The organism is Blastocatellia bacterium, from assembly GCA_035275065.1.
In the GTDB taxonomy this organism is placed as follows: Bacteria; Acidobacteriota; Blastocatellia; order UBA7656; family UBA7656; genus DATENM01.
Genome location: DATENM010000150.1, coordinates 85241 through 106216 on the forward strand (window position 1 = coordinate 85241; position 20976 = coordinate 106216).

The 20976-nt window shown below is 60.8% G+C and carries 17 protein-coding genes and 1 pseudogene; 6 read left to right on the forward strand and 12 right to left on the reverse strand.

Going from position 1 to position 20976, the window contains the following annotated elements; genetic code table 11:
- Positions 1-207: 207 nt before the first annotated feature.
- Both VJ464_27805 and xrtK read left to right on the forward strand, forming a co-directional pair.
- Entirely contained in the window at positions 208-2190 is a 1983-nt protein-coding gene (locus VJ464_27805) for a VIT domain-containing protein (GenBank protein ID HKQ08959.1), read from the forward strand.
- Positions 2187-2924, forward strand: coding sequence for an exosortase K (gene xrtK / locus VJ464_27810; GenBank protein HKQ08960.1), 738 nt, complete (start codon positions 2187-2189; stop codon positions 2922-2924). Before VJ464_27805 ends, xrtK begins: the two co-directional genes overlap by 4 nt.
- Here xrtK and VJ464_27815 read toward each other — a convergent pair.
- From VJ464_27815 to rsmI, 5 genes are all read right to left on the reverse strand, one after another.
- Complete coding sequence (locus VJ464_27815) at positions 2890-4839, reverse strand: S9 family peptidase (protein HKQ08961.1); 1950 nt, start codon at positions 4837-4839, stop codon at positions 2890-2892. The two genes, xrtK and VJ464_27815, sit on opposite strands and share 35 nt — an antisense overlap.
- Before the next feature lie 39 nt (positions 4840-4878).
- Positions 4879-5199 carry a Dabb family protein gene (locus tag VJ464_27820; protein HKQ08962.1) on the reverse strand — a complete coding sequence of 107 codons (321 nt, stop codon included), beginning with the start codon at positions 5197-5199 and terminating at the stop codon, positions 4879-4881.
- Entirely contained in the window at positions 5199-5741 is a 543-nt protein-coding gene (locus tag VJ464_27825; GenBank protein ID HKQ08963.1) for a hypothetical protein, read from the reverse strand. The genes VJ464_27820 and VJ464_27825 overlap by 1 nt, the downstream gene beginning before the upstream one ends.
- Before the next feature lie 175 nt (positions 5742-5916).
- Positions 5917-6951: an energy transducer TonB gene (locus VJ464_27830; GenBank protein ID HKQ08964.1), complete on the reverse strand. Its 1035-nt coding sequence runs from the start codon at positions 6949-6951 to the stop codon at positions 5917-5919.
- A gap of 5 nt (positions 6952-6956) precedes the next feature.
- A complete protein-coding gene (gene rsmI / locus VJ464_27835) occupies positions 6957-7832 on the reverse strand; it encodes a 16S rRNA (cytidine(1402)-2'-O)-methyltransferase (GenBank protein HKQ08965.1) in 876 nt (291 codons plus the stop codon).
- A gap of 271 nt (positions 7833-8103) precedes the next feature.
- Here rsmI and VJ464_27840 point away from each other — a divergent pair, with 271 nt between their 5' ends.
- From VJ464_27840 to VJ464_27850, 3 genes are all read left to right on the forward strand, one after another.
- The gene (locus tag VJ464_27840) at positions 8104-9507 is read left to right on the forward strand and encodes a hypothetical protein (GenBank protein HKQ08966.1); all 1404 of its coding nucleotides are present in this window, start codon (positions 8104-8106) and stop codon (positions 9505-9507) included.
- A gap of 89 nt (positions 9508-9596) precedes the next feature.
- Positions 9597-11606, forward strand: a complete 2010-nt coding sequence (locus VJ464_27845; protein HKQ08967.1) for a protein kinase — start codon at positions 9597-9599, stop codon at positions 11604-11606.
- Between the two features lie 155 nt (positions 11607-11761).
- On the forward strand, positions 11762-12757 hold the full coding sequence (locus tag VJ464_27850; GenBank protein ID HKQ08968.1) for an ROK family protein: 996 nt from the start codon (positions 11762-11764) through the stop codon (positions 12755-12757).
- A gap of 17 nt (positions 12758-12774) precedes the next feature.
- Here VJ464_27850 and VJ464_27855 read toward each other — a convergent pair whose 3' ends face one another.
- The 7 genes and pseudogenes from VJ464_27855 to cas6 form a co-directional block, all read right to left on the reverse strand.
- The gene (locus VJ464_27855) at positions 12775-13905 is read right to left on the reverse strand and encodes a DNA methyltransferase (GenBank protein HKQ08969.1); all 1131 of its coding nucleotides are present in this window, start codon (positions 13903-13905) and stop codon (positions 12775-12777) included.
- 20 nt (positions 13906-13925) lie between these two features.
- Positions 13926-14378 carry a GNAT family N-acetyltransferase gene (locus tag VJ464_27860; GenBank protein ID HKQ08970.1) on the reverse strand — a complete coding sequence of 151 codons (453 nt, stop codon included), beginning with the start codon at positions 14376-14378 and terminating at the stop codon, positions 13926-13928.
- Positions 14375-15136 carry a creatininase family protein gene (locus VJ464_27865; protein ID HKQ08971.1) on the reverse strand — a complete coding sequence of 254 codons (762 nt, stop codon included), beginning with the start codon at positions 15134-15136 and terminating at the stop codon, positions 14375-14377. The genes VJ464_27860 and VJ464_27865 overlap by 4 nt, the downstream gene beginning before the upstream one ends.
- Positions 15137-15149: 13 nt before the next feature.
- On the reverse strand, positions 15150-15593 hold the full coding sequence (locus tag VJ464_27870) for a hypothetical protein (protein HKQ08972.1): 444 nt from the start codon (positions 15591-15593) through the stop codon (positions 15150-15152).
- Positions 15594-15623: 30 nt separating this feature from the next.
- Entirely contained in the window at positions 15624-17198 is a 1575-nt protein-coding gene (locus VJ464_27875; GenBank protein HKQ08973.1) for a benzoate-CoA ligase family protein, read from the reverse strand.
- A 474-nt stretch (positions 17199-17672) separates the two neighbouring features.
- Positions 17673-18311: pseudogene (locus VJ464_27880) on the reverse strand (DUF6602 domain-containing protein).
- Positions 18312-18715: 404 nt separating this feature from the next.
- Positions 18716-19141, reverse strand: a complete 426-nt coding sequence (cas6, locus tag VJ464_27885) for a CRISPR system precrRNA processing endoribonuclease RAMP protein Cas6 (GenBank protein ID HKQ08974.1) — start codon at positions 19139-19141, stop codon at positions 18716-18718.
- Between the two features lie 367 nt (positions 19142-19508).
- On the opposite strand from cas6, the gene VJ464_27890 reads away from it, so the two are divergent.
- Positions 19509-20924 (forward strand): SAVED domain-containing protein, encoded by a 1416-nt coding sequence (locus VJ464_27890; GenBank protein HKQ08975.1) that lies wholly within the window; start codon positions 19509-19511, stop codon positions 20922-20924.
- Positions 20925-20976: the final 52 nt, after the last annotated feature.

Here is a 20976-nt window from a genome sequence, read left to right on the forward strand (position 1 = left end):
CGCTCGGTGAGAAGCCAACCACCGTCACGTTGAAGTGATTCGGCGCAGCCATTGCGATGGCGGTTTCCTACAGTGCGGCTGCGTCAAAGATCGAGGCAACGCCCTCGGTCTGAGATTGTCCGTAGGCTCAGCCTATAAGCCAAAGAGGGCCGGCCCTCGACAAACCGGCGGGCAACGCGGTTTGCCTGTGTGAGCGGAGGTGTGTTTATGCAACCCAAGGTCAGGAATTTCTGTTTGCTGCTGATTGCGCTCGCCGTCTTTACGGTTCCCGGTTCCGCGCAGAACCCGAAAGATCAAACACTGTCGCCGTACTTCTTCGTGCAGGGAGACCCTGGCGTTGATCGCCTGCCGCTCAAAGACACGCACGTCGAGATAGACGTTTCCGGCATCATCGCCGACGTCACGGTACGGCAAACCTATCGCAACGAAGGCGCGCGGCCCATCAATGCGCGCTACGTTTTCCCTGCCTCGACGCGCGCCGCCGTCTACGCCATGCGCATGCAGATCGGCGATCAAGTGATCGTCGCCAAGATCAAAGAGCGCGACAAAGCCAAACAGGAATTCGAGGTGGCCAAACAGCAAGGCAAAAGCGCCTCGCTGCTCGAAGAAGATCGGCCCAATGTCTTTTCGATGAGCCTCGCCAACATCATGCCCGGCGATCAGGTCGAGATCGAGCTGCGCTATACCGAGCTGCTGGTGCCGACCGACGGCGTCTATGAAGTGGTCTTCCCGACGGTCGTCGGGCCGCGCTACTCGGCGCAGCCTGAATCGAGCGCGTCACCTGAAGACCGCTTTGTGAAATCCCCATACCTCAGGCAAGGCGTCACGCCGACGAGCGGGTTTCACCTGTCGGCGAGAATTTCAGCCGGCGTTCCCATACGCGACTTGAGCTGTGCGTCGCACACCGTTGTTCCGCAATGGCAGAGCCCGAGCATTGCCCGGCTGACGTTGGACGACTCTGACCCGGCGCAGGGGAATCGTGACTTCATCCTGCGCTACCGGCTGGCCGGCGAGCAGATCGCCTCGGGCCTTATCCTCTATCAAGGCAAGGACGAGAACTTCTTCCTTTACATGGCGCAGCCGCCGGCGCGCGTCGCCAGCGCCGACATTCCTGTGCGCGAGTACATTTTCGTGGTTGACGTATCGGGCTCGATGAACGGCTTCCCGCTCGATACGGCCAAGGTCCTGCTGCGCGAGCTGATCGGGCAGTTGCGGCCCACGGACCTCTTCAATGTCGTGTTGTTCGCCGGCGACGCCGCCGTGCTTTCCGAGCGCTCGCTGCCGGCAGACCCTGAGAACATCTCGAAAGCGATTGGCTTGATCGAACAGCAACGCGGCGGCGGCGGCACCGAGCTACTCGCGGCCATTCAACAAGCCATGACGGTCCCACGGCAGGCGGACGTTTCGCGCAGCGTCGTGCTGGTGACCGATGGTTATGTTTCGGGCGAGAAGGGCGTCTTCGATTACGTGCGCGATCACCTCGCTCAGTGCAACGTCTTCGCCTTCGGCATCGGCTCGTCGGTGAACCGCTATCTCATCGAAGGCGTCGCCAAAGCCGGCCTCGGCGAAGCCTTCGTCGTCACTCAGGCGGAAGAAGCCGGGGCGCAAGCGAACAAGTTCCGCGACTATATTCAGAGCCCCGTCTTAACCGACATTCAATTCAGCGCCAGCGGCTTTGATATCTATGATGTGCAGCCGTCACACGTCCCTGACCTGTTCGCGCAGCGCCCGGTCATCCTCTTCGGCAAGTGGCGCGGGCCAGTCGGCGGAACGTTTGAGTTACGCGGCAAGACAGGGCAGGGAGAATACTCGACTCGCGTAGAGATCGCGGCAACGCAGCCGGATGACGCCAACCGCGCCTTGCGTTACCTGTGGGCGCGGTCGCGAATCGCTGAGCTGTCTGATTACGGCTCCGGCGAGCTAGACGCAGAGCGGATCAGCGCCGTCACCGCCCTCGGCTTGCGGTACAACCTGTTGACGCCTTACACCTCGTTCATCGCGGTTCGCGAAGTCGTCAGGAATACGCAAGGGTCGGCTGAAGACGTAGATCAACCGCTGCCGCTGCCGCAAGGCGTGAGCGATCTAGCAGTCAGCGGCACACAGAGCGGCGATGAGCCGGAGTTGATCTGGCTGATGGCGGCGACCATGCTGATCGCCCTGTTGATGATCGTCAGGCGGCGGCTTGTATGAAACTGAAATTGACATGGAGCCAGGTCGCGCAGTGGGCCATCGTGCTGCTCTGCGTCCTGGCGCTCAAGCTCTATTACGCGCAGGCGAGCGCCGATCAGTTGCGGTGGGTGCTGGCTCCGACGACGCTGCTGGTCGAGACCGTCAGCGGCACGTCGTTCGAGTTCGAGCCGCATGCGGGCTATCTCAGCGAGGATCGCCGCTTCCTGATCGCGCCTGCCTGCGCCGGGATTAATTTCTTGATCGCGGCCTTCTTGATGCTCGCGGTGCGCAGGCTTTGGCGAGACCGGGCGCAGGGCAGCGGCTGGGCGTTTATCCCTGCGGCGGCGCTGATTGCCTATGTGACGACATTGATCGCCAACGCCGCGCGCATCAGTATCGCCTTGCGGCTGGCGCGGCGACAGCCAGTCGCCGGCCTGAGCCCCGAAGCGCTGCACCGCGCCGAAGGCATCGTCGTCTACTTCGGTTTTCTATTGCTGGTGTTTGTGATTGGCGAAAAGATGAATGCGGAAAAGAGTCGCGGCCTGTGGCGGCAGTCTCTATTCCCGCTGGCGGTCTATTACGCAACCGCCTTAGGCATGCCGCTAGCGAATGGCGCATACCGCCAGGGCGCTGACTTCTGGGAGCATGCGGTCTTCGTCTTGCTGATTCCCTTGCTGCTGATCCTGCCCTTCGCCCTGGCTCGCCGGCTGCGGATGGGCGTTATGCAACGGGGAAGTTTTCAAGGCGGTCAATAAAGTCGCGGTCAATCTCGACGTCCGCATCAAAGCCGAAGACCCGCGAATAAAAGTAAAGCTCGCCCTCAAGGGTGCGCTTGATGTTGGCCGCTTGCCGAAAGCCGTGCGCCTCGCCGGCGAAGGCGACATAGGCCACCGGCAAGCCTTTGGCTTTCGCCGCTTCATACAACATCTCGGATTGATTCGGCGGCACCACTTTGTCTTCGAGCCCTTGAAAAAGGATGATCGGGCAGGAGAGGCGGTCGGTGTGGTGAATCGGCGAGCGCGCTTTGTAAAGCTCCAGACTCTCCGGGTAGGGGCCGATCATGCTGTGGTTGTAGCGCGACTCGAACTTGTGGCAATCCTGTTCGAGCAACTCAAGGTCACTGATGCCGTAATAGCTGGCGCCGGCTTTGAAGAAATCATGGAACGTCAGCGCCGCCAGCGTCGTGTAGCCGCCGGCGCTGCCGCCGCGAATGATCAGGCGCTCGCGGTCGGCCTTGCCTTGCTCGACCAGAAAGCGCGCGCCGTTGATGCAGTCTTCGACGTCCGTGATTCCCCAGTTGCCATTCAACCGCTCGCGGTAAGCGCGACCGTAGCCGGTGCTGCCGCCATAGTTCACGTCCAGCACCCCAAATCCGCGGCTCGTCCAGTATTGAATGCTGAGCTTGAGCGTCGTCGTCGCCGCGCTGGTCGGCCCGCCATGACTGATGACAATCAGCGGCGGCTTCTCGCCCGCGGGCGCTTCGTAATCTCGATTACGCGGCGCGTAGAAGAAGGCGAAGGCCGTCAGCCCGCCCGCGGTTGGGAATTCGACGGTTTCAGGGAGCGATAGATAATCCGCATCCACCTCAATCGTGCCGGAGCGGCGCAGCTCGGTACTCGCTCGCGTCGTCAGATCAAGCTCGACAACCGCCATGGTCGCGGCAGGCGAGCCGCCGCAGAAGACGACGCGGTCGCCGCTGACGCGCAGGCTGTTGATCTCTGTGTACGGCGCCGCCATCGGCTCAAGCCGCCGCGTGTTGGTGTCGAGCAAGCCGAGCCGCCAGTTGCCCTGCTCGTTGAAAGCGCAGACGATCTGCTCGGCAGAAGCAAAGCCGTAGGTCGCCATGCGGAAACCCCATTGCGGCATGCCGAACTCGGCGGGCATCTCGCAGAGCGTTTCCGCGCGCCCATCGTCATAACGATAAAGGTTCCACCAGCCTGTGGGGTCAGAGACGAAATGCAAGCGACCGTCGGGCGACCATTCGGGTTGAAAGACCGACTCGCGCACGCCGCCGGCAACCCGCCGCCGCTCGCCAAGCGAGCCGTCATTGTTGATTTCAGCAAGCCATAGCTCTGTGCCGTCCCACGGCAAGTTCGGGTGATTCCACGCCAGCCACACCAGCCATCGGCCATCCGGGCTGAGGCGCGGCGACGAGTAAAAATCATTGCCTTCGACCAAGACCGTGCCGGCGTCGTCGCCGTCAAGGTTGATGCTGACGAGGGTATTGAGGCAATCGTGATCTGACTGGCGGTGGTCTTCGCGCACACAGATCATGCGGTTGTGCCTGGCATCGATCACGCCGTCGGCATAGCGCATCTTCTCTGTCGTGGTGATGGGCTGCGGCTCGGCACCGCGGGCTTGCCGGTAGAGGCGCTGGTCACTGAAGTTTGAAAAGTAGACGATGCCGTTCAGCACCGCGTAAGCGCCGCCGCCGTATTCGTGAACCGTGGTGCGGGCGTTGAACGCCGGCGGTGTGATGTCCTCGGTGGTGCCGTCGGGCGCGCGCCGCACGATGCAGTTGCGCCCGCGCTCTGCGGCCCGGCCTTCGATCCAGTAGATGTCGCTGCCGTCGAGCGCCACTTCGCTCAGGTTGATGGTGCCGGCGACGATCAAGTCGGCGGTGATCGGCGATTTCCACGAGCCGTAAGGAGCAATGATTTTTTCTGCCATACGATCTACCCTATCTCCCTTGTCGCGGTCTCATCACTTTCAACTCATCACTTCCTTCCCGTCACCTGTCACATCAAAGATCAGCACGCGTGTCCAGTAGCGCGAGCATTCTTGCCGGAAGCGGTCGTGCGTTTCGTGTACCTGATAAACGTCGTGCCCCTGCTGGTCGTCAAATAGCAGGACCATGCCATAGCTGTAACTGCGCTCTATGATCGGACGGTCGGTGTCCGCGGGCACGCCGATGTGCGCCTGGCGCACGCTGTCGATAGCGGCAATCGCTCGCAACTGGCTAAGGAAATCTTCAAGCTCTTCGGCGGATAGTCCTTCTTTCAACCAGAAGTAAACCGAATGAACCAGCATCAGCAATCCTCCCTTGGCTTTTTATCTTTGACGTTGTCGCTGGCGGCGACATCAGCGACGGTCATGCCGTTTGTGCCGAAGCTGGTGTCGAGTTGACCGTCCTCGTTCAGCCGCACCAGCGCCACCTGCTGGCTGCCATTGCTCAACAGCACGTCACCGCCGACGATCAGCTTACCGTCGGGCGTGCGCGCCAGAGCCTTCCCATAACTGAACAGGCCGCTGATGGCGATCCGCGCTCTGCCGAGATCGCCGAAGCTTTCGTCTCTCGACCCGTCAGCGAGGCAGCGGGCGACGACGAACTCTGAGATGTTCGAGCCGCTGCGTCCGGCGACGACGATTTTGCCATCCGGCTGAACGAGCACCCCGGCGGCTTCGTCGTCCAAGCCCTGCACGTCGAGCGTCACGACGCCGCCCGCGCCGAACGTGCCATCAAGACGCCCGGCGAGGCGCTGCGCCGCAGTCGGGGTCGCCGGGACAAGCGCGAGCGCGCCAAGCATGAAGATCAGGAACAGAGAGGCCCGCCTGTGAAAGGTTTTCATCATGACTCCTTCTTGGTAACCGAGGCGCCAGCGCGTCAACCTCAGGGGTAGAACCATTCAACGCGAGGCCGCGATCACCACTCAGCCAGCGCGAAAGGCTGGCAGGAAGATCGGGATGAAGCGCCATCAAGCGTAGCACAGCCGGCGCTCACGGGCCACCGGCTGTGCCGCTATCGTCTCAGGGCCGCGCCAGCGGGAAGGGAAAGCGGCGGCGCGGGAACGGCAGGGTGGTCTTCTTCTTCTGCTCCTGCTTCTGGGCCGGTTCGGGCTCAAGCTGCGGCGGCGACGCGAAGCTGATCTCTTCGCGGAAGGTGGCATAGACCGGCTGGCCGTTCAGCAGCGCCGGCGAAAACTTGTATTGCCGGAAGGCTTGCATGGCGCGGTCATCAATCAACGAGTCAATCGAGCGGATGACTCGCACATTGGTGACCTTGCCTTCGGGGGTGATGACGCAGGCGAGCAGCACCGAGCCGTGAACCGCTTGCCCGCTCTCGAATTTTGGCGCGACGCGCTCGACCGCCACCGGCGGCGTGAAGCGGTCGCCCTCTTTCATCTCGACCGGGCGGCCAAATTCATCTACCGGGTGCGACAACTGCTCAGGCCGGTTGCGCAAATTCGTCAGCGGGACGATCTGTGGCGTCACCGACACCAGCAGAGCGCGCTCAATGGGTGCGCTCTGCTGCGCGCCACCGGCGCCGATATAATACTTCACGCCGAACATACCCTTGCCGCCGCGCAGCAGCACCGTCTCGTAGCTGTCTAGCTCGATGTTCTTGACGTCGAGCAATGGGCGGTTGGCGTAGCGCACACGGACGTCGAGCTTCATTGAGCCGCGAATCACTTCGCTCGGCGTAATCGTCAGCGTCATGTACTCTGGGCCGAGCAGCACGGCGTCGTTGAAGGTCTCGGCGGTGCGCAGCCCTACGGTGCGCGCGTGGCGCACGGCCAGCTCATCGAGCTTGTGCTTGTCCTTGAGGTAGCCCAGTTCTTCGTCGGCGCTCGAATAGCTGCTGTTGAGCCGGGTGATCTCTTCAAGCGCCGGCGAGCGCTGCGGGTCGTACTGGAAAACCGCGAAGGTTAGATTAACGCCGTACTCGCCGCGCCCAGCAGCGCGGTTGGTTTGATTGCTGGCCGCGCCGCCCGATTGCGCGAGCGCCGAGGGCGACAGCACGATGATTGCGATGAAGGTGAAAACAAACCTGCGAACATCCATAAATTCTATTTTACATCTCCGGGTATGACTTCTTGCGCGGCGCGCTCGGCCAGCAGCCGGCGATAAGCTTCGCTCTTGCCCAGGCCGCGGGCGCGCGCCACGCGCTTGAGCGCCGCCTTTTGCTCCAAGCCTTCGTCGCGCATCAGCGCCGCGACTTCTTCGACAATCGAGCCGGCGGCCTCTTGATTGACGGTCGCCGCCGCGCCTTCGATTAGAGGGCCGACGAGCAGCACGAGTTCGCCGCGCACCTCTCGTGATTGCATCACGTCGATCATTTCATCGAGCGGGCCGCGCAAAAACTCTTCGTGCAGCTTGGTTAGCTCGCGCGCCACCACACAATGACGATTGCCGAGCACGGCGCGCGCGTCGGCGAGCGTTGCGTTGATGCGGTGCGGCGCTTCGTAAAAAACGAGCGTCGCCTTGATCTCGGCCAGTGCGGCGAGCCGCGCTCGGCGTGGCGATGATTTGGCTGGGAGAAAGCCTGCGAAGTAAAACTCGTCGGTCTGAAGCCCTGAGGCCGCCAGCGCCGCAACGAGTGCCGACGCGCCTGGCACTGGCACCACTTGAACGCCGGCGGCGAGAGCTTCTTGCACGATACGGTAGCCGGGGTCTGAAACCAGCGGCGTGCCGGCGTCGGAAACCAGCGCGATGCGCTGGCCGGCGGCGAGGCGCGCCACCAGCTCGGCGGCGCGCTGACGCTCGTTGTGCTCGTGATAGCTGATGGTGGGCGTCGCGATCTGAAAATGCGCCAGCAGCTTGCGCGTGTGGCGCGTGTCTTCGCAGGCGATCAGATCGACTTCGCCGAGCAGCCGCAAGGCGCGCAGGGTGATGTCTTCGAGATTGCCTATCGGCGTGGCGATGACGTAGAGCGCACCAGACATCAGATGTATTAGGCGGCGCGGCGGCGGCGGCTGTCAACATGCCGCAGGCAATCGACCAGGGCCTATTCATTCTCGAATAACCATTGGGGATGAACCGCCAAGACGCCAAGACCGCCAAGAAAAGTTCGGCGTTCTCTTGGCGGTCTTGGCGTCTTGGCGGTTTAAGTCCGGAGAATGAATAGACCCTAGGCAAGCGACAACCGATCTAGGCCGCTTGTTAAGCGCTGTGATAGAATGCGCCGCATTGGCATCAGGGTCATTCTGAATCATCATGGTTGAATCACATTCGAGCGAAAACCTCGCGCAAAGCCGCGAGGCCGTGTCTGCGTCTGCGTCGCGGCAGGCGCTGGGCTGGAAGCTCGCCCTGTTGTTGCTCATCGCGCTCGGCGTCCGCCTGGCGCTGGTGCCTGTGCGCCTGAATCGCCCCGACCGGCGCGACTATATCGGCTCGGCGCAAAAGATCGTGCGCTTCGGGCTGCCGAGTTTCTATGATCCCACGGAAGGCGACCGCGCCAACCGCGAAGCTCCTGTCCCTTACCCGCCGATCCCCGTCTATTTCTACGCCGTCGCCGGCTATGTCTATCAGACCTTCGATCCGGGCTTCGCCGAGATACGCCGATGGCGCGACGTCCCGGTTGACTCGCTCGCGCTCAACTACCTGATCGAGATTCCGATCTTCGTGTTCGATCTGCTGCTTGCCGCTCTGCTTTTCTGGTTCGTGCGGCGGCGGCACGGCGACCGGCAAGCCTGGCTGTGCGCCGGGCTGTACGCCTTCAACCCGGCGGTGCTGCTCGATGGGGCGATGTGGGCACAGCCCGACGCCATTCACTGTTTCTTTCTGGCGCTGGCCGTCGTCTTTCTGCTGGAGCGCCGGCCCGCGCTCTGTCTGCCGGCGCTCGCCCTGACCTTGCTGGCCAAGCCGCAGCCAGCGGTCATCGTGCCGGTGATCCTGCTCATCGCCCTGCTAAATGCGACGATGCGACAGCGGCTGCAATCAATGCTTGCGGCAACGGCGGCGACGGTGATCGTGTTGCTGCCCTTTCTGCTGACGAGCCCTCATGCCATCGTCAGTATGATCCGCATCGCCACTCACGCGCACCCCTTTGTTTCGCTCAACGCGCATAACCTGTGGTGGCTGGTGACGACATTGCAAGGGCTGAACCCCAGGTGGCTGTCTGACCACGCGCCGCTCTTTTATGGTCTGAGCTACTTTGCCGCAGGCTTGCTGATCTTCGCCGGCTTCTACGTGGTGGTTGTCGCGAAAACGCTGCGCACGCCACTCGCGCGATTGACCGCCGAGCCCTTCGCTTACATCGGCCTGATCTTCTTCGTCTTCGCCGTCCGCATGCATGAGAATCATCTGGTCCAGGCGCTGCCGCTGCTGCTGCTGACCGGCCTGACGCTGCGCCATCAGAAAGTCGTCTTCGCTCTGTTGACGCTGGCGGTCTTTGCCAACCTGCTGCTGCACACCCACGAGATCACCGCCGACGCCACTTCGCCGTTGCTGCAATCGTTGCGCATGACGAACGCCGCGCTGCATCTGGCGACGCTGGTTTACTGGAGCCGTCACGCGCTCAAAGGGGGAATAACCGAGCTGCGCGGCGCGCTCCACGCCGGCATTTCGCTTTACCGCCGCGAGCGCGGCGATCCTTCGCTGTCCAGGCCGTCTGGCTGAGCCGATCCCGGTTTCACCTTGACAACGTCTGGCAAAAGCATAACCTTGCAGATCAGGCGGATCATCTCTCTCTCATCAGAGCTGCACCGATGGCAACGACGATTTCACACTACCGGCTCGAAGAAGAACTCGGCGCGGGCGGCATGGGCCGAGTGCATAAAGCCTATGACACGACGCTCGACCGCACCGTCGTCTTGAAACTGCTGGCCCCCGACCTGATTGCCGAAGACGAATCGCGCCGCCGCTTTCTACGCGAAGCGCGGCTGGCGTCGGCGCTCGATCACCCGAACATCTGCACGATCTTCGAGATCGCCGAAGTCGATAATCAGTACTTCATCGCCATGCAGTACGTGCAGGGCAAGACGCTCAAGCGCGTCATCAATGGCCGCCCGCTCAACCTCGACAGTCTCTTCTCAATCGCCCTGCAAGTCGCTGACGCGCTCGCCGCCGCACACGCCAAAGGCATCGTCCACCGCGACATCAAATCATCGAACATCATCGTCACGCCGCGCGGCCAGGCCAAGGTACTCGATTTCGGCTTGGCCAAGCTGCTCTCGGACAAAGAGCGCGCCGCGCAGAGCGAGACGGAAGAGTTGACGCGCGTCGGCTCACCGCTCGGCACGCCGAATTACATGTCGCCGGAACAGGCGCGCGGCGAGCGTGCCGACCACCGCAGCGACATCTACTCGTTCGGCGTCGTGCTATACGAGATGGCGACCGGTCGCCTGCCGTTCAAGGGACAGACCAATGTTGACCTGATGCACGCGGTGATTCATGACCCGTTCAAGCCGGCCAAAGTGGTTAACGATAAGCTGCCGCCTGATCTATCAAGCATCATCGATCTGGCGCTGGCAAAAAAGCCGGGCGAGCGTTACCAGACCATGCAGCAGATGCTCGAAGACTTGCAGCGGTTGAGCATCGCCGTGCGCCTGGGCGCGTCGAGCGTTCCCGACGGCATCGTCACGCCCTTTGTGACGCCGAAGAAGCAGGGCGGGCGCGGCTCGATCAGCGCCTTCGTCAATCGCCTGTTCGGACGCAACCTGCCGGTCGACTCGCACCCGAGCCATGTTTCGCTGCCGTCGCCGCGCGAGGCCGTCAGCCAGGACTTTTCACTGATGAGCGGGCCGCGCCGGCAACTGGCGGTGCTGCCCTTCCGCAATCTGAGCGGTGATGCGCAGGCCGATTTCTATGGCATGTCGCTGGCCGACAGCCTGATTACGGAGCTGGCAAAAGTGAAGACGGTCACGGTGATCCCATCGAGCCGTGTGGCCAAGTATCAGAACACGGCGGTTGACCCGGCGCAGGTGCGCGCCGAGCTGGGCGCCGACGCCGTGCTGATGGGCAACTTTCTGAAAGCCGGCGAGCGGCTGCGGGTGACGGCGCAACTGGTGGACGCGGCGAACGGCGGCATCCTCTGGAGCGAGAAGATCGATGCGGATTCGACCGACGCGCTGGCGATTCAGGATCGCATCTCGCACCGCATCATCGCCGGGGTGTCGGGCGGGCAGACGCCGGTTGACCCGACACAGTTGCTGAAGGACGATAACGAAGCCATCCGCGTTGACGCCGTCCGTACCTTGAAGTTTTCGCATGACCCGCGGGCGCTCGCGGCGCTGATCGAGGCGCTGCGCGACCAGAGCTTGCAGGTGAAAGCCGAAGCCGTGCAGGCGATTGTTGCCCTCGGCGAGCAGGCCGCCGGGCCGGTGATCCGCCTGCTCAACGACGCCATTGACGAGAACGATCACCTGACGGCGCGCTTCGCGGCCAAGGTGCTGGGCCTGATTGGCGACCGCACGATCTCGCCGGTGCTGGTCGCGCTGTTGCACAGCGACGACAAGTTCGTCGCCTGCGAAGCGGCGCTGGCGCTGGGCCGGTTGGGCGAGACCCGCGCCGTCGGCGACCTGATCCCCTTGCTTGAAGAGACGAATGGCAATGTGCGATTCGCCACCGCCGAAGCGCTCGGGCAGATTTGCGACGCGGCGGCTTACGATGCCTTGCAGAAGCGCTTGAACGACGAGGACGAAGGGGTGCGCGCCAAAGCCCGCTGGGCCTTGAGCCGCTTGAAAAAGGCCGGCGCCCACGCGGCAGCCACCACCTGAAATTTTGGATTTTAGATTTTGGATTTTGGATTAGGGGAAAGTGGACTTGGGGTGAACGTGTCGCATTCTGCCAATCCAAAATCCAAAATCTAAAATCGCCGGCGCGAAGCGCCAAGCCATGAAAATCTAAGGCGTTGGCAGGAACGATCAAAGCGATGAGCACAGGAGATTCAAACCGTTACTACCTCGGCCTCGACGTCGGGCGCACGATTCGCGGCGCGATCATCGGCGCCGACGGCGCGATCATCGAGCAGGCGCGCATCGTTTCGGAAGTCAGCAACCCGCGCGTCTTCATCGATCAGTTGATCGAGGTCATCAATCAACTGCGCGCCGCCGAAGGGGCGGCGAACCAGGCCGCCGCCGCCGGCATCGGCTGGGCCGGGCTCATCAATCGCAGCACGCAGCGCGTCGAAGCCAACCCCAACCTCGTTGATGTTTCGTCATTCGACATCCACCACGAGCTGGAAGCGGCGACGGGGCTGCCGATCATCATCGATAACGACGCCAACATGGCGGCTTACGGCGAGTGGCGGCGGGGCGCGGCGCGCGGCTGCCGGGATGTGTTTTTCATTACCATGGGCACGGGCATCGGCGCAGGGCTGATTCTCGACGGCCAGATCCAGCGCGGCAGCCGCGGCTTTGCCGGCGAGTTCGGCCATTTCAAAGTCGTGCTCGACGGCATCGAGTGCGGCTGCGGCAGCACGGGCTGTCTTGAAACGCTGGCGTCCGGGCCGAACATCGTGCGCCGCGTGCGCGAGCAGTTATTCAGCGACCCGACTTATTCGCTGTCGAGCCTGGCGCGCGATATGGAAGGAATGCTCACGGGCGAGCGCGTCGTGCGCGCGGCGATGGAGCAAGACGCGCTGGCGCTCGGCGTCCTGCGCGAAACGGGCCGCATCCTCGGCGCCGCCATCGCCAGCGTCATCAACTTGCTGAATGTCGAAGTCGTTGTTCTGGGCGGCGGCGTGATGGCGGCGGGCGAGTTGATCCTTGCGCCAATCCGCGAAGAGGTGCAGCGCAGCGTCGTGCAGCCATGCACGACGGGCTTGCGGATCGTCGCGGCAGAACTGGGCCAGGACGCCGGCATCATCGGCGCGGCGCTGCTGGCGCGGGATACGTTTGCTGAACGCGCCGGTCGCGCCGGCGGTTGAGCAATCGATTCAGCCCCTCACTTCTTCTGAAAGAGCAACACGTATTCGTGCTTGAAAACATAGAAGCCGCCGGCCAGCGCCCGATAGCGCCATAGCTGCCTCTGGTCGCGCTTGGCCCGCGTGGCGTCAAAGTTTTTGACGACGATGCTCTTCAAACGGTAGGCGCGCTTCAGCACTTCTTCCATGCAGCGAAAGCCAAGCGGCTGCCACTCGCCGCGCTCGTACTTGTCGCCGATGATCACCGCCAGATAGCGCCCGTCTTCGAGCAGCGGCGTGGCGTTGTCAATCACCTCGCCGAACATCCGCAAGAACGCCTCGGTCGTTTGCGCCGCCGATAAATCGTCAGCCCGATCCGAGAAGGCGATGATGTCGTGATACGGCGGGTGCAGGATGACCATCTGCACGCGCTCGACGCCGATACGGTCGAACGCGCGGCGCAGTTTTACACGCCGCGCGTCACCGCTGAGGACTTCGGTGCGGACGTGGTGCGGATTACTTTCATCGCGGATGCGCCGCCTGGTCTGGCGAGCGACATCTGTATTCAGCTCAATGCCGATGCCGTTGCGCCCCAGGCGACGGCACTCGATCAGCGTCGTGCCGCTGCCGAGAAAACAGTCCAGCACCCAGTCGTTCTGCTTCGTGTAGCGCAGCATCAATTGACGCGGAATCTGCGGGATGAAATTGCCCCAGTAGGCGCTCGTGTGCGCCCCCGCCGTGTCGCGCCGGGGCTCGACCCAGAGGCTGTCAGTGAGCACCTCGTCATACTCTTTCCAGCGCCGTAGGTTGATGTCGTTGATGGCCGTCGTCTGCCGATCTTCGACGCCGCGCGCCAGCCGCTTCAAGTAATAGCGCGCCCGCTCCAGGGTGCGCGCCGCCACCACCTGCTCAAGCTCTGCGCTCAGAACGTCGCGCCGCAAGCGCACGCCGTCGCCGTTGGCGTTGAACAACTCGTCGTGCCGGTTGTTGTCCTCGATGGCCTGGCGGATCGCCGCCGCTTTCTGCTTGAGCGCCGTGATGCGCCGCGCCGCGGCGGCTTCGCCGAGCCGCGCGATCAAGTGTGCGGGGTTCAGGTTAATCGTCGTGTGATTGGCCGCGGAGCCATTCACGTCTGCTGCAACGGGTGAGGGTCGCTTGCGATTCTTGGTCATCCGTCATCGCTCGTCGGGAATCAAGATAGCGGGGGCTTCGCATAAACGTTCGGGTTGTGGCGTTCCATCCAGCGTTCAGGGGCTTTGACGCTGGTGAACCCGACTTTGCCGTAGAGCGTGTGCGCGTCGCGTGTCGCCAGCATCCAGCGCCGCAAGCCTTGCAAGTCCGGGTGCGCGACGATCACTTCGACGAGCCACTTCGCCAGGCCCTGGCCCCGATACGCTTCGATGATAAACACATCGGCGAGATAAGCAAAGGTCGCGTAATCGGTGACGACGCGCGCAAAGCCGACCTGCCGATCCCGGTGATAGACGCCGAAAGGCAGCGAATGTTCGAGCGATCTTTTGACCACTTCCGCGGGCACACCTGCCGCCCAGTACGAAGTCGTCAGGAAGTCGTGAATCATCTTGAGGTCGAGCCGCGATGCAGTGGTGCTGATCGTGAACTCGCCGCGCCCGCATTCGTAGCTCACGGGTTGGCCTCCTCCAGGGCTTCGGTCACGGCGGTAACCAGCATCCCTGCGAGCGCGGCGTAAGACGCTTCGCCTTCTTCAGGTGTGGCCTCGGCGGGGCTGCCGAAGTAAGCTTCGCCGCCGCCCGCTTCGTTGAACGTCCGCGCGCCGTCGCGAATCTTTTCGGCGATTGAAATCGGCACGCGCTCAAGCTGGCGGCGCACCGCTTCGCGCACCAGCTCGGCCCGCGCCGCCAGCACCAGCGACGTTTCGTACGAGCCGGCGTGACAGTCGCCGCGCCGAAACTCTTCGGTGAGATGGGCGGCCCAGCGGCGGCGGCGCTTGTCGGGAAAGGCGACGTCGCGCCCGGTCTCGCGCTTCACCTGGGCGATAGCTTCATGGATCGAAGCGACGTGGTCGGGCTCAAGGTGCGAGTTGGCGACGGCCACGAGCCGCGCGCCCTGTTTGTAGAGCGACACACAGATGTCGCGAATGAGCGCCGTCGCGGTCTCGTGTCGAATCGAAATCGTGCCGGCGAAATCGGCGCTGAAATCAGTGACGCTGTAAGCGATGGGCGGCAAGACGAAGGCCGAGATGCCCCGCGCTTGCAGTCGAGCGGCGGCGCGGCGCGACATCTCTTCCGAGATAATCACGTCGGTCGCCAGCGGCAGGTGCGGCCCGTGCGCTTCGGTCGAGCCGACAGGCAAGATCATCACCGCGCCCGCGCCGAGCGCTGCTTGAGCTTCTTTCCAGGTCAGGTGGTGAAACGCGCTTTGCATATCGCCGCCGCCCTCAATAAGGGCGAGAGTCTTCGCCGATGCCGTCAACGAACAGGTCAACATGGCCGCACTTGCGGCAGATGTAAACGTCCAGGAATTCATGCGCGCCATTCTTGTACATCTCGCCCAGCTCGCCCAACACGCTCATCTCCTTGTCGTCGTTCAGGCGGCGCGTGCCGGCGTATTCCAGCTCGCTCTTGCAGCGCGAGCAGAGCAGCGTGCCCGGCGGTTGCGCCGCCGCTTCGGGCTTCTCCGGCTCTTTCGCCGGCTTAATGACCTTGCCCTTTCGCGACAGGTGATAACCGCGTTTGACCAGCTCGGCGCGGGCGATGGCCAGCGCGTCGCCGCGGTACTGCTGCGGGTGAATGTTGATCATGTCAACAAGCTCGTCATCCGACAGCGCGGTGAACTGCTCGGCAAGGCGTTCCGGGTCTTTTGGCTCACCGATTCGCATCACAGGTCACTCAACCGGTCGAACATCATCGGCTCATTGCTTCAAGGCGCGGCGATCCATCTTGCCGCGCTCGTTTTTCGGCAGGTCATCGCGGAATTCAATCCAGCGCGGGTACTTATAGACTGCCAGCCGCGCCTTCACATAATCCTTCAGCTCGCGCTCCATCTCAAGGCCAGCAGCGCACCCTTCGGCAAGCACGACGAAGGCTTTCGGCTTGATCAGCCCTTGCTCGTCGGCTGCGCCGATGACGGCGCATTCGCGTATCGCTTCGTGTTCAAGCAGGCAGTTTTCAATCTCGGTCGGCGACACGAAGATGCCGCCGACTTTCAGCATCTCGTCCGTGCGCCCGCGGTACCAAAAATAGCCGCGCTCATCGACGGCGAACTGATCGCCGGTCGTGCACCAGTCGCCGGCGAAGGTCGCTTTCGATTTCTCGTGCGCCTGCCAGTAACAGAGCGCCGCCGAATCGCCTTTGATCCTAAGCGTCCCCATCTCGCCCGCCGCGACATCGCGCCCGTCGGCGTCAACGATGCGCGCTTCGTACCCCGGCACCAGGCGGCCGAGGCTGCCCGGCACGACTTCGCCGGGGTAGTTGGTGATGTAGATATGAAACATCTCCGCCGAGCCGATGCCGTCGAGAATCTCGACTCCGAAGGCGTCCATCCAGCGGTGGTAAAGCTCAGGCGGTAAGGCTTCGCCCGCCGACAGACAGCAGCGCAGGCTCGACAGGTCATAGCGGTCGCGCGCCCCTTCGACTTGCAGCATGGCATTAATCATCGTCGGCACGCTGGTCAGGACGGTCGGGCGGAATTTCTCGATCATCTCGAACATGGTCTCGGCGGTCGAGCGCTCGGCAAACAGCGCCGTCGCGCCGCCAACGGCAAACGGGAAGAGCAGGTTGGTGCCGGTCGCATAGCCGAAGAAGAGCTTCGGCACAGACAACGTGATGTCCCGGTCGGTGATCTTCAGCACCTGCTTGGCGTAGCACTCGGTGTTGTACGGCAGGTCGTGTTGCATGTGGACGGCGGCTTTCGCCTGTCCCGTCGAGCCTGAAGTAAACAGCCAGATGGCCAGGTCGTCGCGCGAGGTCGGCGCGGTCGCAAGCTCAGCCGCCGCCGCCGCCGTCGCCCGCTCGTAAGAGATGATAGACGAGCGCCCGGTGATGCCTTCGAGGCTGCCCGACTGTTGCGTGCCGACAACAATGGTGTGACGCAGATGGCGCGAATGCGAAGCGGCGGGCGCAAAGCGCTCCATGACAGAAACGTGGACGACGGCGACCTTGGCGCGTGTGTAATCGAGGTAATATTCGTAGTCCGAGGCCGGCAGGATGGTATTGACCATAGTGATGATCGCGCCGATCTTAGCAATGGCGAACCATGTGGCGACGAATTCGATGGAATCGGGCAGGACAATGAGCACGCGGTCTTCCATCTCAACACCGAGACTGAGCAACAGATTACCTACCTGGTTCGCCATGCGCTGCACGTCGGCGTAGGTGTACCGCTGATCCTCGCAGTAAACGGCGACCTTATCGCCTCGACCTTCCTTGATGCGGTCGTCAAGATAGTAGGTCGCCATATTGAACTGTTCTGGAAAAGTGATGGTCATCGCCCGGCGCTCCGTCATCTGTGCTTATCGGGGGCAGTATACCACAACGGGCCCAATCGCCCGGCAGCGGCCCAGCCAGCCGCATCCAGAGAATTAATCCGGTTAACCAGCTACTAGACGAGTCTAGGATTCACAGAATCGGTGGGATGTTATTAAGGGAGATTAAAGGCGAGTCTCAATCCGCTATCCATCGCGTCTTCCGTTCAAAAGCCAGCCATCCTGATCTATTGTTTGTAACTGGACGGACCATCGGCTTGATTACTATGACCGGCTACGAACAATAAGTCTTGGCTCTTGAACTACAAAAAATCCATATGTATGCAGTTGTCAATGATCGAGTCCAGCCTGATGACTGTGACAGTCTCGGCTGGTGATAAGCCGGCACTACTGTACGGGGGCTCCGATGGTTTTGACAATCACCATCGGTTCGAGCTTTCTCTTGCGCCTGAGCTGCGGCAAGCCTAGCTCGCTGCCTCAGCTTGCCAGCCATCGAGCGTAAGCGCGGATGTCAATCATTGGCACCGTGGCGCTGCTCTGGAGACGCGCGATTAATTCTAATAGGAATGCTGTGGCAGGTTTGCCTCCAACTATGATGGTGTAGCAGTCATTCGCGTCGCAGGTAAATGTGCCATGTGCAGCAACGCAGCCGATGTCAAGGTGGCCCTCTGGCCCACTACTGAGCGCATCCGTCAGGGGCTTACCCAGAGCAGGGTTCCATTCACTCTCAAAGGTTAGCAGACCTCCGAAGATGTGAGGCAATGGCCTTGCAGGGTACGTGCCGCCGGCATAGGGGATCGGAAGGCTGGTACGGTGAAGACGACGGACGCTGGCCACCTTTTCCTGGGCATATTCGACATGGCGAGCGTTAATAGATTGCTTGGCCTCAAACACTGCGTAGACGCTTTCGGAAGGGATGATGAGCTGGCCTTCATAATGAAAGATAAAGGGCGAATACTGTCGATCAAATACCACAACATCGATTTGCTGGCTGAAGGCCCCATTGCTGTCCACGACGTGCGCCATTTCAGATTGATAGCGTTCGGGCAAATAGGTTTGGAGTAACTCGAGCCAGACATGCTCGGTAGCGTTACCCTTAGTGCCCCTCTGTGCAAAGCGGGTTCTGCATTCGAATGCTGCTGGGAGAGATTAGTCTCTACATCCGCCCATTTACTCGTAGCTATTTCATGGGCCAGCTTCAAGAGCCTCTCAGCTGCTGAAGAGGGGTGATTTAAATTCAATACCAGTGCTCGCAAGTCGTCCTTGATCGCCGTCCAATGTCCAGGAAGGTCATCAATCACCAGGGCACTGAATGCCTCAAATCCCTGGTGGCTTTCCGAGTTCCCCTTGTCAGCATTGACGGATAGCGGTCGGCCAGTGCGCTCCCGAAAGCGGCCAATGTCGTACAGAAGCGCGGCTAAAATGATCGTCCGGTCATACTCTGACATCTTCTCTCACATCTATTAAGCCGCGATAGGATACTGCCCCTGCCATACAGGGACTCTGACTCGCTTAAATCCTCAGGCCACAAGTTTGTATCTGCCTAACCCAAAGCTTGTGCCAGTTCCGATGTGTAATATCTCGCCAGCGATAATGAGCGGGATAAACTCCTGGATTTCTTCGCCAGCGTATTCGATGGTGCCAACAAAGCCACCCATGTTCATCTTGACCTTTTGTCGGCTCGAATATCTTTCCCAATCTCGCCAGTGTAGACCCGACGCGCTTGTCCGAACGTTCGATGCTTGTTCAATCAAGGCTCGATAATTCACGTCCAGCCGCCCACTTCCATGGACCGCTGCTAATAAGGAAATCCTTCGCAACAGGTTGCGAACCAACAGTTCAAAAGTCAGCGCCTGCTGCAAATCACCGTCTACACGGATTCGAGCCGGCGTCTGGAAATTTAATCGGATTTCATTCAGGTATAGTGACCCCGCCGGGCAGAAAATTTCATGGAGCTAAAGAAAACCTCTTGAAATGAGATGGGTCTAAAAAACCATGACCTGTAGTCGATATACATATTGCTTTTATTGTTCGCCGAGATTAAAGTGGGAACACTTCGAAAGGCAAAGTGACAATATTTGCTTTGCCGGACCACAAAATAAGACGCACCTCTTAGCGGATTGAAGTCGATACAGGGTCCAAGGCCCTGTGAATAATCAGCCGCGTTTGGCGATGACCACCGTCTATGCGAAAACGCTTCCCGAACGTTGATCGGGAGACTGCGCCGCCGGTCAGATTCGGGGCGTCTTCAGCCAGCGCAAGGTCTGTTATCCAGAAAGCCAATCGCGATAGGGCCATCTGGGAGATCACAGGATGAGCAAGAAAATTAAAATCCTCTTTCTCGCCGCCGAACCGACCGATCTGTTTCGCCTGCAACTGGGAAAGGAATGCGAGCGGATCAAGCGCGAAATCGAGCTGGAAGTAAACCGCGACCGCTTCGAGGTCGTCGAACACTGGGCGGTCACAACAAGCGAGTTGATCAGGGCGCTGCGCAAACACCAGCCAGACATCGTTCACTTCAGCGGTCATGGCGGCAAGAGTGGGATCATCCTTGAAGATGGTTCTGGCGATAGCCATTCGGTTCCCAAAGAAGGACTGGCGGAACTGTTCGAGATGTTCAGAAATAATGTCCGCCTGGTTTTTCTAAATGCCTGCTACAGCGAAGCCCAGGTGCAGGCTTTTACGCAGACCATTGATTTCACGATTGGTATGCGAAAGCCTGTGGGAGATTCCGCAGCCATCAGCTTTGCGGCGGCTTTCTATGGAGGATTAAGTTTCGGCTACTCAGTAGAACAGGCGTATAGAATGGCCAATATCTTGCTTAAGCTCGACCGGTTGCCGGACCAGAACAATCCAAGACTATTCACCCGCAGAGGCGTTGATGGCTCAAGGTCGTTTCTCGATCATATACCTGTTCCGCAATTGACTAAAAAATGGCGCGGGGCCAAAGGACTCCGCAGTAGTAAGGGGAAGAGAACGGACGAGCCACAGGTAGGTTTATGGATTCATGGATGGGTTAAACGACTGTATGATTGCCTTCCCACAGTCGAGCTTGACTGGACGGAATACTTCCGTCGCGATACCAGGAAAGTTCCGAGCCAGCAAGCCTGGAACCTTTCTTTATTTAAAGATCTTCAAAAAGCCAAGAAAGAGCTTGATAAGCATAGTCAGGGAGCCTTTATAGATTTTCGGGGCAAGTTACCGCTAACGGCGCTGCTCGCAGTTGGGGCTACGTTTCCTGAGGTCGGAGGCTACAGCCTTCGCGCCGAACAGCCCACCCGTGGTAAGACGGTTCTGTGGAGGTCCGATGCTGGTTCATCGAAGCGCGGGTTTAAAATCTTAGTGGCCAAACAGAGAAAAGGCAGCCGCAAGCAGGATATTCTCATCGCTTTATCAATTACCGGCAGCGCTAGAGATGAAGTTGTTGCACTCTATAATCAGTATCCTGAAACTTTCTCGACATTGATTTACGCTGAACCGAATGATGGGACGGGGGATGGGAGCTTGCGCTCGGATAAGGATGCTATGGCTTTAGCCATCCATGCCAAGGAACTGATCCGAGAGTGCAAGCGCGATTACCAGGCCTCGCAAGTGCACCTGGTAGTCCATGGCCCGGGTGCGTACTGTCTGTTTCTTGGTCAGCGGCTCAATGCCTTAGGGACCCTAATCACGTATGAGAGGGCGCTGAACGGAAGCTACAGGCGATCAGTTACTCTGCATACGGGGTAGGGACCAGTCCCAATCGAATGGCGTTGTAATTCTCTCATAAAGCGCATAGGCA

What these genes read in the sequence shown, in the direction of transcription:
- VJ464_27805 (HKQ08959.1), top strand. Translation starts at nt 208, where the DNA reads ATGCAACCCAAGGTCAGGAATTTCTGTTTGCTGCTGATTGCGCTCGCC.
- xrtK (HKQ08960.1), top strand. Translation starts at nt 2,187, where the DNA reads ATGAAACTGAAATTGACATGGAGCCAGGTCGCGCAGTGGGCCATCGTG.
- VJ464_27815 (HKQ08961.1), bottom strand. Translation starts at nt 4,839, where the DNA reads ATGGCAGAAAAAATCATTGCTCCTTACGGCTCGTGGAAATCGCCGATC.
- VJ464_27820 (HKQ08962.1), bottom strand. Translation starts at nt 5,199, where the DNA reads ATGCTGGTTCATTCGGTTTACTTCTGGTTGAAAGAAGGACTATCCGCC.
- VJ464_27825 (HKQ08963.1), bottom strand. Translation starts at nt 5,741, where the DNA reads ATGATGAAAACCTTTCACAGGCGGGCCTCTCTGTTCCTGATCTTCATG.
- VJ464_27830 (HKQ08964.1), bottom strand. Translation starts at nt 6,951, where the DNA reads ATGGATGTTCGCAGGTTTGTTTTCACCTTCATCGCAATCATCGTGCTG.
- rsmI (HKQ08965.1), bottom strand. Translation starts at nt 7,832, where the DNA reads ATGTCTGGTGCGCTCTACGTCATCGCCACGCCGATAGGCAATCTCGAA.
- VJ464_27840 (HKQ08966.1), top strand. Translation starts at nt 8,104, where the DNA reads ATGGTTGAATCACATTCGAGCGAAAACCTCGCGCAAAGCCGCGAGGCC.
- VJ464_27845 (HKQ08967.1), top strand. Translation starts at nt 9,597, where the DNA reads ATGGCAACGACGATTTCACACTACCGGCTCGAAGAAGAACTCGGCGCG.
- VJ464_27850 (HKQ08968.1), top strand. Translation starts at nt 11,762, where the DNA reads ATGAGCACAGGAGATTCAAACCGTTACTACCTCGGCCTCGACGTCGGG.
- VJ464_27855 (HKQ08969.1), bottom strand. Translation starts at nt 13,905, where the DNA reads ATGACCAAGAATCGCAAGCGACCCTCACCCGTTGCAGCAGACGTGAAT.
- VJ464_27865 (HKQ08971.1), bottom strand. Translation starts at nt 15,136, where the DNA reads ATGCAAAGCGCGTTTCACCACCTGACCTGGAAAGAAGCTCAAGCAGCG.
- VJ464_27875 (HKQ08973.1), bottom strand. Translation starts at nt 17,198, where the DNA reads ATGACCATCACTTTTCCAGAACAGTTCAATATGGCGACCTACTATCTT.
- VJ464_27890 (HKQ08975.1), top strand. Translation starts at nt 19,509, where the DNA reads ATGAGCAAGAAAATTAAAATCCTCTTTCTCGCCGCCGAACCGACCGAT.